This window comes from Paraburkholderia sp. UCT70 (assembly GCF_050434085.1).
Taxonomy (GTDB): Bacteria; Pseudomonadota; Gammaproteobacteria; order Burkholderiales; family Burkholderiaceae; genus Paraburkholderia; species Paraburkholderia tuberum.
Genome location: NZ_JBNPVZ010000002.1, coordinates 1,419,822 through 1,436,313 on the forward strand (window position 1 = coordinate 1,419,822; position 16,492 = coordinate 1,436,313).

General features: G+C 62.1%; 13 protein-coding genes. 12 read left to right on the forward strand and 1 reads right to left on the reverse strand.

Features of this window, described 5'->3' with window-relative positions:
- Positions 1-17 precede the first annotated feature (17 nt).
- The 9 genes from OKW41_RS08880 to glnA all read left to right on the forward strand — a co-directional run bounded on the left by OKW41_RS08880 (position 18) and on the right by glnA (position 11,186).
- Positions 18-1,070: a LacI family DNA-binding transcriptional regulator gene (locus OKW41_RS08880; RefSeq protein WP_429572222.1), complete on the forward strand. Its 1,053-nt coding sequence runs from the start codon at positions 18-20 to the stop codon at positions 1,068-1,070.
- Between the two features lie 659 nt (positions 1,071-1,729).
- Entirely contained in the window at positions 1,730-3,442 is a 1,713-nt protein-coding gene (locus tag OKW41_RS08885; protein ID WP_429572223.1) for a SulP family inorganic anion transporter, read from the forward strand.
- Positions 3,443-3,474: 32 nt separating this feature from the next.
- A complete protein-coding gene (locus OKW41_RS08890) occupies positions 3,475-4,020 on the forward strand; it encodes a phosphatase PAP2 family protein (protein WP_429446355.1) in 546 nt (181 codons plus the stop codon).
- 179 nt (positions 4,021-4,199) lie between these two features.
- A complete protein-coding gene (locus OKW41_RS08895; RefSeq protein ID WP_429446358.1) occupies positions 4,200-5,816 on the forward strand; it encodes a methyl-accepting chemotaxis protein in 1,617 nt (538 codons plus the stop codon).
- Between the two features lie 121 nt (positions 5,817-5,937).
- Complete coding sequence (locus OKW41_RS08900) at positions 5,938-6,102, forward strand: FmdB family zinc ribbon protein (protein WP_184040287.1); 165 nt, start codon at positions 5,938-5,940, stop codon at positions 6,100-6,102.
- 465 nt (positions 6,103-6,567) lie between these two features.
- Complete coding sequence (locus tag OKW41_RS08905) at positions 6,568-7,659, forward strand: hypothetical protein (protein ID WP_429572224.1); 1,092 nt, start codon at positions 6,568-6,570, stop codon at positions 7,657-7,659.
- 238 nt (positions 7,660-7,897) lie between these two features.
- On the forward strand, positions 7,898-9,064 hold the full coding sequence (locus OKW41_RS08910; protein WP_429572225.1) for a radical SAM protein: 1,167 nt from the start codon (positions 7,898-7,900) through the stop codon (positions 9,062-9,064).
- Between the two features lie 311 nt (positions 9,065-9,375).
- Positions 9,376-9,579 carry a hypothetical protein gene (locus OKW41_RS08915; RefSeq protein WP_429446363.1) on the forward strand — a complete coding sequence of 68 codons (204 nt, stop codon included), beginning with the start codon at positions 9,376-9,378 and terminating at the stop codon, positions 9,577-9,579.
- 101 nt (positions 9,580-9,680) lie between these two features.
- Positions 9,681-11,186 (forward strand): type I glutamate--ammonia ligase, encoded by a 1,506-nt coding sequence (glnA, locus tag OKW41_RS08920; RefSeq protein ID WP_429572226.1) that lies wholly within the window; start codon positions 9,681-9,683, stop codon positions 11,184-11,186.
- Between the two features lie 63 nt (positions 11,187-11,249).
- Here the strand turns inward: glnA and OKW41_RS08925 are convergent, their stop codons facing one another.
- Positions 11,250-12,692: an anion permease gene (locus OKW41_RS08925; protein WP_429572227.1), complete on the reverse strand. Its 1,443-nt coding sequence runs from the start codon at positions 12,690-12,692 to the stop codon at positions 11,250-11,252.
- Positions 12,693-12,795: 103 nt separating this feature from the next.
- On the opposite strand from OKW41_RS08925, the gene OKW41_RS08930 reads away from it, so the two are divergent.
- Genes OKW41_RS08930 through OKW41_RS08940 form a run of 3 tightly spaced genes read left to right on the forward strand, consistent with a single transcriptional unit; the run spans position 12,796 to position 16,364 of the window.
- Positions 12,796-13,434, forward strand: coding sequence for a 4Fe-4S dicluster domain-containing protein (locus tag OKW41_RS08930; protein WP_429572228.1), 639 nt, complete (start codon positions 12,796-12,798; stop codon positions 13,432-13,434).
- A 15-nt stretch (positions 13,435-13,449) separates the two neighbouring features.
- Entirely contained in the window at positions 13,450-15,099 is a 1,650-nt protein-coding gene (locus tag OKW41_RS08935; RefSeq protein ID WP_429572229.1) for an FAD-binding protein, read from the forward strand.
- A 20-nt stretch (positions 15,100-15,119) separates the two neighbouring features.
- The gene (locus OKW41_RS08940) at positions 15,120-16,364 is read left to right on the forward strand and encodes a complex I 51 kDa subunit family protein (RefSeq protein ID WP_429572230.1); all 1,245 of its coding nucleotides are present in this window, start codon (positions 15,120-15,122) and stop codon (positions 16,362-16,364) included.
- The last annotated feature ends 128 nt before the right edge of the window (positions 16,365-16,492 follow it).

Sequence of the window (16,492 nt, forward strand, 5' to 3'; positions counted from 1 at the left end):
TCGTCGAGACAGGCTTGATGGAGAACCGCGTGGCAACACTCAAGGACGTCGCGGAACTGGCCGGCGTGGGCATGTCGACCGCCTCACGAGCCATTTCCGGCAAGGGACCGATTTCCGCCGATGCCGCGGCGCGCGTGAAGGCGGCGATCGAGGCGCTGAATTTCCGCCCGTCGTCGATCGGCCGGGCGATGGCGACGCAGCAGCTCGGCATCATCGGCATCTTCGTGCCGACTTTTTTCGGTTCCTACTACGGCACCATTCTGAAGCAGACCGACACCGAACTGCGCGCGGTGGGGCGCCATGTCGTGGTCGCGACCGGTTGCGGCGAGGTGTCGCCGCGCGAGCAGGCGATCGAGGCAGTGCGCTTTTTGATTGGCCGCGATTGCGATGGCGTGGTCGTGATCAGCCACGATCTGCACGACGAAGACCTGATCATGCTGCATGGCATGCATCCGAAGATGGTGTTCCTGAATCGCGCGTTCGAGCAGTTGCCCGAAGCGTCGTTCAGCGCGGATCATCGGCGCGGCGGCGAACTCGCGGCGCGCACGCTGCTCGATCACGGGCATCGCGACATCGCGGTGATTTCCGGGCCCGCTACCGCATCGGACAACGTGATGCGGATCGACGGCTTTTTCGCCGAACTCGCGCGAGCCGGCATTGCGCGCGACGACGTCACGCTGATCGAATCCGACTTTTCGCCCGAAGGCGGCTACGCGGCCGCGCAGAAGCTGCTCGCGACGCAGCGGCGCGTGACCGGCCTGTTCTGCGCGAACGACACGATGGCGGTCAGCGTGCTCGCGCGCTTTCACCAGGCGGGCATTTCGGTGCCGAACGACATCTCCGTGATCAGCTACGACGACGACTACTCGGCCGCCTACGCGGCGCCCGGGCTCACGTCGGTGCATATTCCAACCGGGGAACTTACGCAAAACGCGGTGCGCTGGCTCATCAACCAGTGTTACGGCACCACCTGGGAGATCTTGCGCGAGTTTCCGCTCAGCGTGACGATGCGCGAATCGGTCGGGCCAGCGCCGATGCCGAAGAAAAATACGCGCGGCGCAAAGCGGTAGAAGGGTTCGCCTAATCGTGGCGGTGTGATGCCTGGCGCGCGGACGCGCGCCGTGGCGGCTGTCGTATGCGGGCGGTGTGCAGACCTGCGAACGAACTAGGGGCGCGGCCGCCAACAATGCGCGGCGGGGGTTTTCCTTGAAATCCAACGGATATTTCCGCGCGGTTTTTCACGTGCGGCATGGTGCGCCTATTCGCGTTTTCACTTACGTATCGACGATCTTTTTCAGCCTCCCGCAATCCTTCGCAATAGTGCTTTGCGGTTTTCCCTCATTAAACTTACTTCAAATTTCTTTACACTTCCTGGTAACAAGCTGTTACGGGGTGAGTGTGATGTTGGTCATCTTTCTGATCGCCTGTCCGATCTGCATTGCTGCGCTGTTCGGTTTCGCGCGCCATGTGGACCCGCAGACAGGGCAATTCAAACGGTAGATCTTCTGCGCGCGTTTTTTTCCGCGGCTGCGCCGTGGAGATTTTCGCTTTGCGATTAACGTCCGTTAGTTTGTTGTGCGCTTGAAAGGAGCAATCGTTTGCGTTCTTTCGGTTTGCTTTCTCGTTTTCGTTTTCGTCAATAGCCCGTTCTCCCTTCCATAAGTCTTGCCTTGGCGCGCCGGTTCGCGGCACGATGCGCGATTACTTTCGTTTTAGGTCGGCATCGCGTATGCAAGATTCTCTGCAAAAAATGGCGGCGCATGCCAGCGTGCTGAAGGGCGTTCTTCCTTTGAGCCGGATTGCGGCGGCGCGCGATGCGCTGGCCGGTGTGCAGCTTGCGTCGATGGATATTCCGCAGGTCCTCGGCTATGCGCGCATTGCCGGCATGCCGGCCGTCACCGGGCTCTACACGCTGTTCCTGCCGCTCGTCGCATTCGCGTTCTTCGGTGCTTCGCGGCATCTGGTCGTCGCCGCCGATTCGGCCACCGCGACGATCTTCGCGAGTCGTCTTTCGACGATGGCACCCGCGTCGAGCGCCGAGTATGCGGCGCTCGCGGCGATGGTCGCGTTGCTGACTGCCGCGTTGCTGCTCGTCGCGCGCATCTTCAAGCTCGGCTTTCTCGCCGATTTCCTGTCGCGTACGGTGCTGGTCGGCTTTCTTGCGGGCGTCGGCGTGCAGGTCGGCATCGCGATGCTCGCCGACATGCTCGGCGTGCCAGGACATGCGGCGAGCAGCGTGAAACAACTGCTGCTCGTCGTGAGCGACGCCGCGCAAATCAATCGGCCGACACTGGCGATCTCGCTGCTCGTGGTGACCGCGATTCTCGTCTGCAAGCGCTTCTGGCCGCGCCTGCCGGTGTCGTTGGCCGCAGTCGTCGCGGGCATTGCCGCGAGCGATGTATTCGGATTCGCCGCGCACGGCATCTCCATCCTCGGACCGGTGGAGGGCGGATTGCCGCCGCTGCGGATTCCGTCGGTGACGTGGCAGCAGATGCTCGATCTCGTGCCGGTCGCGGCGTCGTGCTTCGTGATGATCGTCGCGCAAAGCGCCGCGGCGAGCCGGGTGTTTGCCGACCGCTATCACGAGCCGGTCGATACCAACGCAGACCTGCTCGGCATCGCCGCCGCCAACGCGGCGGCGGCGTTTTCCGGCGCGTTCGTCGTCAACGGCAGCCCGACGCAGACCGCGATGGCCGATCGCGCCGGCACGCGCAGCCAGTTCGCTCAGCTCGTGTTCGCGGCGGTCGTGGTGGTCGTGCTGCTGTTTTTCAGCCGCTATCTTCAGTATCTGCCGCACTGCATTCTCGCGAGCATCGTGTTTACGATCGCGGTCGGCCTGATCAATCTGCAGTCGCTCTTTTCGATTCGCCGCGAAAGTCCCGGCGAATTCGCGCTGGCTTTGTTCACGGCGGCGGCGGTCGTGCTGATCGGCATCGAGCACGGCATTCTGGTCGCCGTCGCGTTGTCGTTGCTGCGTCACGTGCGACACAGCTACCGCCCCCACACGATGATGCTCGCGCCCAACGGCGACGGCATGTGGGTGCCGGTGCCGGCGGTGCCCGGCGTGGAGACCGCGCCGGGGTTGATCGTCTATCGTTTCGGCGCCGATCTGTTCTACGCGAACGATCATTTTTTCGTCGACGATACGCGCCGCCTGATCGATCACGCACCGAACGCCGTGCGCTGGTTCGTCGTCGATGCGAGCGCGATTACGGATGTCGATTATTCGGCGGCGCGCTCGGTCGGCGAGTTGTGCGCGGCGCTCAAGCGCAATGGGATCGAGGTGGTCTTTGCGCGGGTGAATCGGTATTTGCGCTCGGATATGGATCGGCATGGAATCACGCCGATCGTCGAGGAGCGCTGTATTTTCGGCACGCTGCATGAGGCGCTGAGCATGGCGGGAGTGGAGAATCCGCATGAGCAGGTTAAGGGGGCGCCATAACGGGGAGCCCTAGCTTCGCACTGAGGCGGCGCATGCCGCGAACACCGCCTCGGACGGGCAAATTGCTAGCAAACGTTGTCTGCGCCTCATTTGTTGTCGCTTGCCTCAATTATTCTGACCTTCCGCTTCGACTGGCGGATATCGATTACATCTATAGCGCCGAACTTCATCTGCAGTTCGCGAGCGGCGCGACCCGGGCTGCGCAGTTGTCAGACTGGAGTTCGTTCCCAAGCGATCACGCCATGCTATGGATGGCCATCGCCACCGGCATCTTCCTCGTGTGGCGGGGCATCGGCGTGCTGGCGCTTCTCTACACCGCGCTCTTCATTTGCCTTCCGCGGGCCTATCTCGGCTTTCACTATCCGACCGATTTGTTGGTAGGGGGCGCCGTGGGCATCGTGATTACCTTGGTCCTGACTCGAGATACGATCCGCGCGCGCTACGCGACCCCGGCGCTGCGATGGATCGAACGCCATCCGGGACCTTCTGCAATGCTGGCCTTCATTTTATGTGTCGAACTCGTCACGCAGTTCGAAGAACTGCGTGCTCTGGCCTGCGGAGTGTTCAAACATCTATGACCCGCGCGGAGCGCCACGGCGCATGCCGATATTCTTCAGGTTCGCCTGGCGCCGCCTTTCAGTGAGCCGAGATTAGCGAGCACACTCTATTGCCATCTCATGCAATATTCTGTCTAATGAATTCAGAATAAAACGTCCGATTTATTCGGCTCGCTGACTTAGTCGACGGGGTTCACTTCATGTACTCTCTGCTGCCGCTCAAGGCCCAGGTGCGCCGTCACGCGCGAACGCTCGCCGGGTATTTTCCAGCTCCCTTTTCACGCGACGAATCAAGCAGTGTCGACATCCTCGGTGTCATGACCCCCAGGTTGCTGAATGGGAACACCCTGCTGAACCTCAACTACGGCGAAGTGGACCGCTTCACCGGCAAAACCCGCGCGACGGGCACGTTATTCGTCGCAATTGGCGACGACTTCGTGCGCGTCGCCACTTCGGTCAAAAGGCAAACCGGCGAGCGGGCCGTGGGCACGGTACTCGACCGCTCGCATCCCGGCTATCGGATGCTGCGCGGGGGGCAACCCTACACCGGTTACGCGACGCTATTCGGCAAGCAATACATGACACGGTACGAGCCGATCCGGGACAGTTCTGGCGAGGTAATCGGCGCGCTGTATGTCGGCCTCGACGTCAGTGAGGAGTGGAACCTGTCGATCGGAGCCAGACTCGCGCTGCTTACCCTGGCCGCCAATACCGTACTTCTGCTGGGCTATGGTCGGCTGCTGGAGGCCGTGATCCCCCCCGACCGATCGACCCCGGGAGCGGCGTTGCCAGCTTTCCTGCAAACCGGGGTGATCGGCTTCGGGCTACTCGGCGCGCTGCTGGTCAGCGCGCTGGTCTTTGTGACGACCCGGCGCGGTCTCGGCATGCAACTGCTCGAAGCGAAGGCCGCCGCCGAAAAACTCGCGGCCGGCGATTTGACCGCGCAAGTTCATGTCAGCCGGCGCGACGAACTGGGCCAGTTGATGCAGGCAATGAACGGCATCAGTGTCGGTTTGGCCTCGGTAGTCGGCAACGTCCGACGTGCCTCCGATATGATCGCGCTGGGCGCGCGCGAAATTGCGGCCGGCAACGCGGAGCTTTCGTCCCGCACCGAGGCGCAGGCTGGCTCGCTCGAGGAAACCGCATCGACGATGGAACAATTGACGGCGATGGTCCGCGCCAATGCCGAACGCGCTTCGCACGCCAACCAACACATCGCCTCGGCCTCCGATCTCGCGGTCAAAGGCGGCACCGTGGTGGGGCATGTGGTGACCACCATGTCGTTGATCCGCGGCAGTTCACACAAGATCGTCGACATCATTAGCATGATCGACTCAATTGCCTTTCAGACCAATATCCTGGCTTTGAACGCGGCCGTCGAGGCAGCGCGCGCCGGCGACCAGGGACGCGGCTTTGCGGTCGTCGCAGCCGAGGTGCGCAGCCTGGCCCAACGCAGCGCCATGGCCGCCAAGGAAATCAAGGCGCTGATCACCGACTCGGTCGGCAACGTCAATGCAGGCGGCGAACTGGTCGACCAGGCTGGCCGGGACATGACCGAAATCGTCACGGCTGTCGATAGTGTGGTCACCTTGATGGGTGAGATTACCCACGCGAGCAACGAGCAAAGTACCGGCATCGGCGAAGTCAACCGCGCGATCGGGCAGATGGACGAGATGACCCAGCAGAACGTTGCCCTGGTGGAGCAGGTGGCAGCCGCGGCAGCCAGCATGCAAGAACAGGCGTCCACATTGGAAGATGCCGTGCAGGTATTTCGGCTGGTAGGCGACGGGCAAACTGACATTCGCCCCATACGATGAGCGCTGCGCGCGAGGTGCACGCAGGCGTTTCTCGCACTTTCCTGCACTAGAATGGGTTATTGCCGACGTCGTAGATGTATCTGATCAGCCCGACGTGCGGGATTCTCTTTGGAGGAATGCCATGCCGACTTACCGGTACAGGTGTGAGAAGTGCGGTGAGATGTTCGAACATGCCGAGCATCTTGCTGAACATGAAAACGCTCATCCGGCTTGCCCAAAGTGCGGAAGCGAGAAGGTTCTGCACATACCCACGCCATTTGTGCCGAAAACCTCCAGAAAGAGCTGAAACCTGTCTGACCGGGCGACGGCAAAATCCGGGCCATTTGCAGCCGTTGCCCATGCTTTCGCGCGGACATTCGTGCGTCGGTTCTGCCCTGCCGGCGGATCTTCGCTCGCCGATCCTGTCGTCGCCCTGGGGGATGGCGTAAGCCGGTTGCCGACTGTGTGGCGCAGTCGAGTCCCGTAACGACATTTCTGTAGGCAATCCATCCGGACAAATGGCATAGACGCTAATCGCGGTAAATGGCGTCCACCTGGATCAAATGCACCAAAGCGACAGGAACGAAATCCGCCGCGAATTTGAATAAGATATATAGCGCGGCATTCACGTTCAATTTCGGCTTAACGCGGGGAATTGAAAAGGCATAGCTCGAGGAATTCCAGTTGAAGAACGCGCCAATTCCGCCAACTTGCGCGAGAGCTTGATTGCGGTATACCAATTTTCGATTCAAACCCACTTTGTGAGGTCGAGATGAAGATCGGATTCGGTAGAGCATTCAGATCGCTAGACGTTGATCACCTGCTGTATGCGGACATTTGGAACCTGTTAGCAAGCACCAAACCAACCGCAAGCAAACCACACGGCGAGGGCACGTTCTCCGTTCCCTACCAACCCCTTGGAATTGGCGACTGGTACTGGTTAAGCCAACAGCCGGTGGGTGAAGAAACCGTTTTTATCAAGGTGGCAGACCGGCTAATTGCGAAGTGGGGCGGAGCGGCAAAAGGTTTGAAGAGCTACACGTCGGACGTGACTGAAGTTCCGCCTGAACTCTTCGAAGGCGAAGTCGCCATGGCGACTTCGCACGTGGTAACCGCAGGCGAGTCGGCTGATAAGGCGCGCGGATTCGACCCGAAGGCGCAGACGGTCTACACCCGCAAGGCACGGCGGGTCGCGAAGGTTTATTCGACAGCGGCCACCAAAGCGCGGCAACTCCTGTGGGGGCAAACCAGCGGCGACGACGACGCGGTCGAATTGGCCAACACGATCGCGGGACTGCTGATCAGCGAGGGAGGCGCCGACCGGGATAAGTCAGGAGGAGGCGTTTTCATGGCGACCTTCATGCTGCTCGACTTGATTGAGAAGCAAATATGCTATGGGCTAAACGGCCAGTACTATACCTGGGCGTCAATGTTGATGCATGCCGGCGCGTCAGACGCGCAACCCGCTCCGGACGACATTCCAGGACGGAGCGCGAAATCAGGCCTCACGCGTAAGATGGCAAAGCATCCGATGGCCGGTTTCGGAACGGTCAATATGGGGAAGTCGATAGCCCAGAATAACGCCAATGAAGCGCGGAATCGCGTCATTTCGATTGCGACTGCGTGGTTGGCTAATTACCTGGCTGAACACGACACAGAGAGCGACTATAAGTACGTGTTTATCAGGAGCCTGAAACGGGATGTCACACCAAAAACGCCGACTCGTTTGAAATCCTATGCACATCTGCGAGACGTGAGCCGACTTGCGCTCCAGACTCGGGCCGTTTCAACCTCGTGCCTGCTTACGGGCAGCAAGACGAAGGAGATTGGGTATCTCGATGGGAGCGTGCAAATCTGGAAATAGACAGTGCGCGCTGCCGGTTTGACGGCGCGGTACGCATGATAGGCAACGTCATTTGCGCGTGGTTGCCGTTATGCGGTTGTTTAACTTCAACGGTGCGTAGTTTCCATCCGCTGACCGTCACGGGTCGGGGCGTAGGGGCGTAGGGGCGTAGGCTGGCGTAAGAATGGATCACGCGCAGCGCGTTGAGCGTATTCTATGAAGCTTCGTGCCGAATTCGTCGGCAGGCCGTGAGGGTCCCATGGATACGACAGAACGGATCATCAAGTGGCGCGATCAGCGGCATGCAGACGGTGTCGGCAGCGAACCGCGCAATCCGCTGCCCGCGGTGTGCGACGTATCGGTGACGAACGTTTGCAACGCCGCATGCGACTTCTGCGGGTTCTCTCGCGAGAAAAATCTGGCGGGGCCACGTCGCTATCTCGACCCTGATGAGTTCGCGCGCGCACTGCCGATCCTGCGCAGACGCCGGATTCGTTACATGACGCTGCAGGGAGGCGAGCCGCTGGTTCATCCCGAGATCGCATCGCTCGTGGCTTCGGCCACCAAGGCCGGCATGCAGTGCGGCGTGATCACGAACGGCTGGTTTCTTCCCCGCTACATCAAGCCACTGGCGGCGGCCGGCCTCAGGCGTCTGCTGATTTCCATCGATAGCGCGGACATGGGCGAGCATGAGCGCAATCGCGGTCTGCGCGGTCTCGAGGCCCGCATCCGCGAGGGCATCACTCAGGCCCATAGCTTCGGCATCGAGGTCTGCGCATCGATTACGGTGAGCCGACTGGTCCGTTACGAGTCGCTTCCCGAGACGCTCAACCGGCTTGGCTTCGATGCCGTCGTTTTTTCCTATCCACGGCGCGAGGCGTTCGGATCTACATCGCTTGTTTACGACGAAGAATCGAAACTCGTCGACCTGAACGCCGACGAACTACTCGAAGCGTTGAGCGCAATCGCGCGCCTCAAGAAGCATTTCCGTGTCATGGATCCGAGCGCTGCGCTGGCCGAGGTCGCGCGTTTCGTGCGCGGCGAACAGCAACTGGTTCCATGCATCGGTGGCAGCAAGTACTTTTATATCGACTGGAACCTCGATGTTTGGCGTTGCGAGGCGTGGCCTGAGCCGATGGGCTCCGTCTTCGACCTCGACCGCCTGCCCGATCAACGGCAACCCTGCAATGACTGCATGATGGGATGCTACCGGCATGCCAGCATTCTGATGCACGGTGCCGTCGCCGTGACCGACTCGGTGTACGCGCTGGGCAAGGGGCAGCTTCGGACTGCTGTCGGCTTGTTGTTCCAGCGCAGCGTTGCGTATTCGCTGTGGGCGCTTTCAGTGGAAGAATTACCTCGAGCGGCGCTCATCTCGTTCGCAAGACGGACTGGCCAACGCCGTTCCACGCCGCGAACTGAATGAGCTCGATTTCCGCGACTGAGGTCCCTGGGGGAGACGGCTCGCCCGTTCGAGCGCCCGTCCGCGTTACTCGACCGGCGGGACCGCGCCTCCCGACAAGGTCTCGATGAGGGCTTTAGATGATTGCGGGCAAGCCGCTTTCACCGCCGAACCCATCGGCTGTGCTCGGCATCGGAAGCGAGAAAACCGTCATTGGACCGATTCCATTGCCTAAGATCAAGTTGCGCGCTCCGTGAGGAAAGCACCGCGGCTCGCGAACGGCTTTATTGTCGCGCTCCCCTTTTTCCGCGCGACTTTTCCACAAGGAGGTCACGATGAAATCAGAGGACAAGGGCGACGTGCGCGCTTTCGTGCAAACGGCCGAGCAGGGTGGCGAGCATGTCTGGGTAATCACGCTGGTCGACTTCGCGGCCCGTGAGGTCAAACGCTCGCTCGTTTCGGACGAGACGTATGCGACCTCCGCCGCTGCCAGAGATGCCGGCGTGGCTCATTTGAAGGCACTGGAGCAAGACCGCTAGGTCCACGCACTGCCGCCTTGTTTTCGCGCGTGGACGTACTAACGTACTAACGTTGGACTATAAGTACACGGGCGGTAATGGGGCGGAAGAGGGCAAAGTTCATGGCCAGTACGCAAGGAACAACCGGATCGCCGTTTGCGGCGACCGTCGAAGCGGGCAGCTATCGCGTCACGCGACCACAAAGCGCAAGCGATGTGATCGGCCTGCTGCAAGCGCGCGATATTCAGATCGTCGATCTGAAATTCACCGACTTGCCCGGACTCTGGCAGCATTTTTCGATCACGCTTCCCGAGGTTCACGACGACCTGTTCAGCGCCGGCATCGGTTTCGATGGTTCATCGATCCGCGGCTTTCAGGAGATCCACGAGTCCGACATGCTGCTGCGGCCTGACCCGGCAACGGCCTTCGTCGACCCGGCTTGCGGCACGCCGACGCTGTCGATCATTTGCGACGTCGTCGATCCTGTGCTGCGGCAGCCGTATTCGCGCGATCCGCGCTACGTGGCGAAAAAGGCGGAGAACTATCTGCGCCAGACGGGCATCGCGACGACGTGTTATTTCGGGCCGGAACTCGAATTCTTCATCTTCGACTCCATCCGCTTCGGCCAGGATCAGCACTGCGGCTACTACTACGTCGAGTCGGGCGAGGGCGACTGGACCACCGGTCGCGACGAAGGCGCATACGGCGGTGGCAACCTCGGCTACAAGCAGCGCTACAAGGAGGGCTATTTCCCGGTGCCGCCTCATGACACGCTGCAGGAGATCCGCTCGGAAATCGCACTGACGCTCCAGCAGGCGGGCGTACAGATCGAAGTGCATCACCACGAAGTTGCGACCGCCGGACAAAACGAGATCGACATGCGCTTTGCGACGCTGACCCGCATGGCCGACAACGTGATGATCTACAAGTACATCTGCAAGAACGTCGCGCGTCGGCACGGCAAGGTCGCAACCTTCATGCCGAAGCCGCTGTTCGCCGACAATGCGAGCGGCATGCATTGTCACCAGAGCCTGTGGAAAGACGAACAGAACCTCTTTTACGACGCGGGCGGCTGGGCGCTGACTTCGGATATGTGCCGCTGGTACATCGGCGGATTGCTCCAGCACGCACCCGCGCTGATGGCCTTCTGCGCGCCGACGACGAATTCATACAAACGCCTGGTACCGGGATATGAGGCGCCCGTCAATCTGGCGATGTCGCAGCGCAACCGTTCGGCCGCGGCGCGCATTCCGATGTATTCGGATTCGCCGAACGCGCGGCGCGTCGAATTTCGCTGTCCGGACCCATCGGCCAATCCATATCTTGCTTTCGCCGCGATGCTGATGGCCGGCCTCGACGGCATTGAAAACAAGACCGATCCCGGCGCGCCGCTCGACCGTAACATCTACGATCTGCCGCCCGAAGAAGCGCGCAATATACGGCAGGTGCCGGGATCCCTCGACGCGGCGCTGGCGGCGCTCGAAACCGACAACACGTTCCTGCGCAAAGGCGATGTCTTTACCGACGACGTGATCCAGACCTGGATCGACTACAAGCGCAGCCGCGAGATCGACACCATCAAATTGCGTCCGCATCCATGGGAGTTTTATCTGTACTTCGATATCTAGAAGAACGAGGGAAATCGTCGTGATCTTTCGAAGCAGGAGGCCGCGCAAGCGCGGCCTCAAAGCTCAAAGCAGGATCGGCGCGCAAATCAGAAGAAACACAGCGATATAAATGACGCCAAAAATCAGCCCGAGTCTCCAGAAATCCCCCACGGGCAGATACCCGCTGCCGAAGTACACAGGGCTCGGCCCCGCTCCATACGGTGTCAGGATCCCCATGATCCCCAACGTCAGCGAGAGCATCAGCGCGAACGCCTCCATCGGCATGCCGGGAATCGTCGAGCCCACCGCCAGCATGACCGGCAGCATCGCCGTCGCATGGGCGGTGATGCTCGCGAACATGTAATGCGTGAAGAAAAAGATCAGCACGAGGACGATCGCGGCCGTCGTCGGCGGAAAGCCGGTCATGTGGGTCGATATCGTCGCGGCGAACCATTTGACGAAGCCGGTCCTGCTGAGCCCATCGGCGAGGGCGACGAGCGTCGCGAACCACACGAGGGTGTTCCAGGCCTGCTTGTTGGCGAGCATGTCGTCCCAGCTCACCACCCGGGTGATCAGCATCAGCGCGATCACCATCAGCGCCGCGGTCGTGGGATTGACGTAGTCGTCCGCAAATACCCACAGCGCGAGAGCGATCAGCACCAGCACGGCGAGCATGATTTCCCGCCTCGTGAGCGGCCCCATCTCCTTGAGCTGCTGGGCAGCCCAGGCTGGCACCTCGGCGCTTTGCTTCACTTGCGGCGGATACAGCACGTAGGTCAGCAGCGGTATGGCCAGCAGCAGCAAGATGCCCGCGGGCGCGAAGGCCAGAAACCACTGCGTCCATTCGAGGTCGACGTCGACCGTTTTCTTGACGAGTTCCGCGGCGAGCAGATTGGGTGCGAGCGCGGTGAGGAACATCGAGCTCGTCACGCAGGTCGTGGCGATAGCGGTCCACATGATGTACGAACCGATGCGCCGCGCCGACGGATCGTTCGGCTTCGAGTCGTAAAGCGGCGGCAAACTGCGAATCACTGGAAAGATCGTCCCGCCGCTGCGGGCCGTATTGGAAGGGGTAAATGGCCCGATCACGGCGTCCGCCGCCATCACCGCATAACCGAGCGTGAGGGTCCGGCGACCCAGCGCCCGCACGAGCATCAATGCAATGCGCCGGCCGAGCCCGGTTTTCTCGTATCCGAGGGCGAACATGAAGGCACCGAAGATCAGCCACACCGTGCCATTCGAGAAACCTGAAAGCGCCCAGCTGAGCCCCGCGTTCGCGACGTTGAAACCGGGCTTGGCGAGTTGTGCGGGACTGAAGAACACCCACTCGCTGAATACAGCGACGAGCGTCACCGCGATGAGACCGATCGCGGCGCCCGGAATGGGCTCCAGCATCAGCCCGACGATCACGCCCGCGAAAATCGCGAAGTAATACCACGCGTGCTGCGCGAGACCGGGAGGGGCGGGAATCAGTGCGATCACGATCGCCACGATCAGCGGAGCGACGGCCTTCCAGAAAGTTTTCACGCCATGCCCCTTTCTCATAACCGTCCATGTGCTAAGGTTTATATGACCTTTTTGGCGCGTTCGCCAGTGAACTGTTCACGGCGGGCAAGGAGAGTGCGCGGCCATGGTTCGCGTGAGTATCGAAGGGCGCGAGATTCAGGCGCCGGGCAATTGCTCGATTCTGCAGGCCATGGGGCACGCGGGGCAGACCCTCGTCGAGGGTGTCGGCTGCATGTCCCAGGGCGTGTGCGGGTCGTGCCGTGTGATGGTGCGACGCAACGGCGAGCAGGAAGTCCACACCGCGCTCGCCTGCGAGACCCTCGTCGAAGAGGGTATGCAGGTCGCCTTCCTCGATTACTTCACCGAATCGGAACGTCACCTGTATCGAATGGAAGATGTCGGTGACAGCTGGCAGGCGCTCAGCAAGATCGCCGAGATCTTCCCCGAAGCATCGCATTGCCGTCATTGCAACGGTTGCGATCGCGCCTGTCCGAAGGGGCTGGACGTGCAGCGCGGCGTGAACCTGGCGGTGGAGGGCAATCTGGCCGCATCGAGCCAGGTGTTCGACGAATGCGTGATGTGCAACCTGTGCACGCTCGCGTGCCCCGAGCATATCCGGCCCAACCATCTGGGTGTGTTCGTGCGCCGGATGATCGCGTCGCTTTCGCTGCGTCCTGCCAATCTGATGCGACGGCTGCAGCAGATCGAGAGCGGCGAGCTGAAGATCGACTTCGCTGCGCCGGGCGCGCAGCCGCCGCGCTGACCGGGGCGAATCATCATGTCCGCCGGCATACCCTACGAAAACGCGCGCCAGCGCTACCGCCCCGGGATGGCGGCCACGGTCCGCGGCGATGACGTTCCGGTCGATGAATTGCTGAAGGCTTATCACCCCGATCATGGGCCGCATGCGCGCGTCACGCTGAGTGTCGGGGTCAATCGCGGCGAGCCGTGTCAGCCCGATCTCGCGCGGCACCTGCAGGCCAACGCGCTGATCGATGATGTCGATATCGCCGGCGCGCAGCTGATGACTACCGATGTGCTGGTGATCGGCGGCGGCGGTGGTGGCTGCGCCGCGGCGCTCACGGCGGCGCAGCAGGGCGCGCGCGTGATCCTCGCCACCAAGCTGCGCCTCGGCGACAGCAATACCGTGATGGCCGAAGGCGGAATCCAGGCGGCCATCGGCGAGGATGACAGCCCGCAACTGCACTTCGAGGACACGCTTCGCGCCGGACACTTCTGCGGCGAACCCGAACTCGTGGCCCAGATGGTGATGGACGGCCCCGACGTGATTCGCTGGCTGATCCAGCTCGGCATGATGTTCGATCTGGAAGAGGACCAGCCGCTCGGCGGCAATCTGATGCGCAAGAAGCCCGGAGGCGCATCGGCGGCCCGCATTCTGTCGTATCGCGACTATACCGGCCTCGAAATGATGCGCGTGCTGCGCGAGGCGGTGGACCTCGACCCGGGCATCGAATTGTGGAACCGCTGCCCTGTGGTCGAACTGCTGTCCGACGAGCGCGGCGGCTGCGCCGGAGCGGTGATCTACAACCTCGAATGGCGTACCTTCGTGCTGGTGCGCGCGCGCGCCGTGATCCTCGCCACCGGCGGCGCGGGGCGACTGCACCTGAATTCGTTTCCGACCTCCAACCACTACGGCGCCACCGCCGACGGTCTGGTGCTCGCCTATCGGATCGGCGCGCGCCTGCGCGAGCTCGACTCGTTCCAGTACCATCCCACCGGCATCGCCTACCCGCACCATCTGGCGGGCGGTCTGATTTCCGAGGCGGCGCGATCCGCGGGGGCGAGACTTCTGAACGGCGAAGGGGAACGTTTCGTGGACGAACTCAAGCCGCGCGACGTCGTCGCATCGGCGATCCTGCGCGAGTGCGCTCAGGGCCGCGGGATCGAGCGCGACGGCCAGGTCGGCGTGTTCCTCGATACGCCGACACTCGAAATCGAGCATCCGGGCATTCTGGCCAAACGCCTCGTCACGCTTCGCCATCTCGCGCACAAATGCGGTATCGACGCGGCGCAGGAGCCGTTCCTCGTTTATCCCACGCTCCACTACCAGAACGGCGGCGTCGCCATCGACAAAGACGGCGCCACCAACGTCCCCAGCCTTTTCTGCGTCGGCGAGGTGACGGGCGGCATCCACGGCCGCAACCGCTTGATGGGTAACGCGCTGCTCGACATTCTGAGCATGGGGCGCCGTGCCGGCGCGAAGGCCGCGCAATCCAGCGAGTGGGTGATGGCGAACCGCGCCGGAATCGGTCACGTGCACGCGTGGCAGAGGGAGCTGACGCTGGCGGGACTGCCGCTTCACGTGAAGGCGCCGCAGCTCTTTCCCGCCTATGCCCATTTCGATCTGCGAGTCGATGCGGGATTGCGCGCGAGCGCACGCGGTCGCATGATCGGCGGCATCCGGTGAGGCGAACCACGGAGCACGCGATGCAAATGCTGAATCAGTGCTTGATGAGGGACGATTTCCGCGTCGGTGCCGACCTCGATGCGTGGTTCGCGCGCGGCGGCGGCGAGGGACTCGCCAAAGCGCTCGAAGACCCGGGGGCGATCCTCGCCGAGATCGCCCAGGCCGACCTGCGTGGAATGGGAGGCGCTGGCTTCCCCGCACATCGAAAGTGGGCGCCGGTCGCGGCCGCCCCGGACGGCGACAAGTACGTCGTTTGCAATGGCAACGAAGACGAGCCGGGCACCTTCAAGGATCGCTTTCTGCTCGAACACACACCGCATCAGGTGATCGAGGGCGCGCTGATCGCCGCGGTGGCGACGCGGGCCAACCATGTCGTCTTGTACGTGAATCCGCATCAGACGGGGTCTCTCGCCGCGACTCGCGAGGCGGTCAAGCAGTGGTCGGGGCACGCGCAATTCGCCCCTATCGAGCGTTGGATCGGTGCGCCGGTGTCGCTTGGCGTCGTGCCTGGCTCGGGGCTTTACATCGGCGGAGAGGAGACGGCGGTAATCGCCAGCGTCGAAGGTGGCTTTCCGTTTCCACGGCGCAAACCGCCTTTCCCGGCCGAGCAGGGCGTGCACGGCGCACCGACCATCGTCAACAACGTCGAGACGCTGGCCCACGTACCCGGGATTCTGCGCCACGGCGCGCAGTGGTACCGCGACCTCGGGGTGGGGAACGCCGCCGGAACCAAGCTCTATTCGCTTTCCGGCGACGTGCTGCGTCCCGGCCTGTACGAACTGCCGATGGGCACGAGCCTGGAGACGCTGGTGTTCCAGCACGGCGGCGGCATGCTGCAGGGCAAGGAGTTCAAGGCGGTCTTCACGGGCGGCCCATCCAACACGCTGCTGACGAAGCGCGATCTCGACGTTGCACTGGACTTCGACTCGGTACGTCAACGCCGTTCGCGTCTGGGGACGGGCGCGATGATCGTGGTGTCGGAAGGCACGAGCATCGTGCGCAAAGTCGCGGACTACGTGAACTTCTTCGCTCAGGGTTCGTGCGGCCAGTGCCCGCCATGCAAGGGCGGAACGTTTCAGATGATGCGGCTTCTCAACCGGCTCGACACGGGCCGCGGTGTGCGTGCCGATCTGGATGCACTGGAGAACCTGTGCCGCCTTCTTCCCGGCAGCGGGCGTTGCGGTTTGATCGACGGCGCGGTGACGGTGGTGGAGAGTTCCATCGACCAGTTCCGCGCGGAATATGAAGCGCTATTGATGGCGTAGGCCGGATGAGGATTGCCGCTCGTGGCGACATTTCGCCCGACATCGGAATTCTGGGTGACAGCGAAGTGCGGACGTTGCTACGTCGCAAGCTCGGTCATGGCGTGAGAGCGATTGACGGCGAGCGTCTC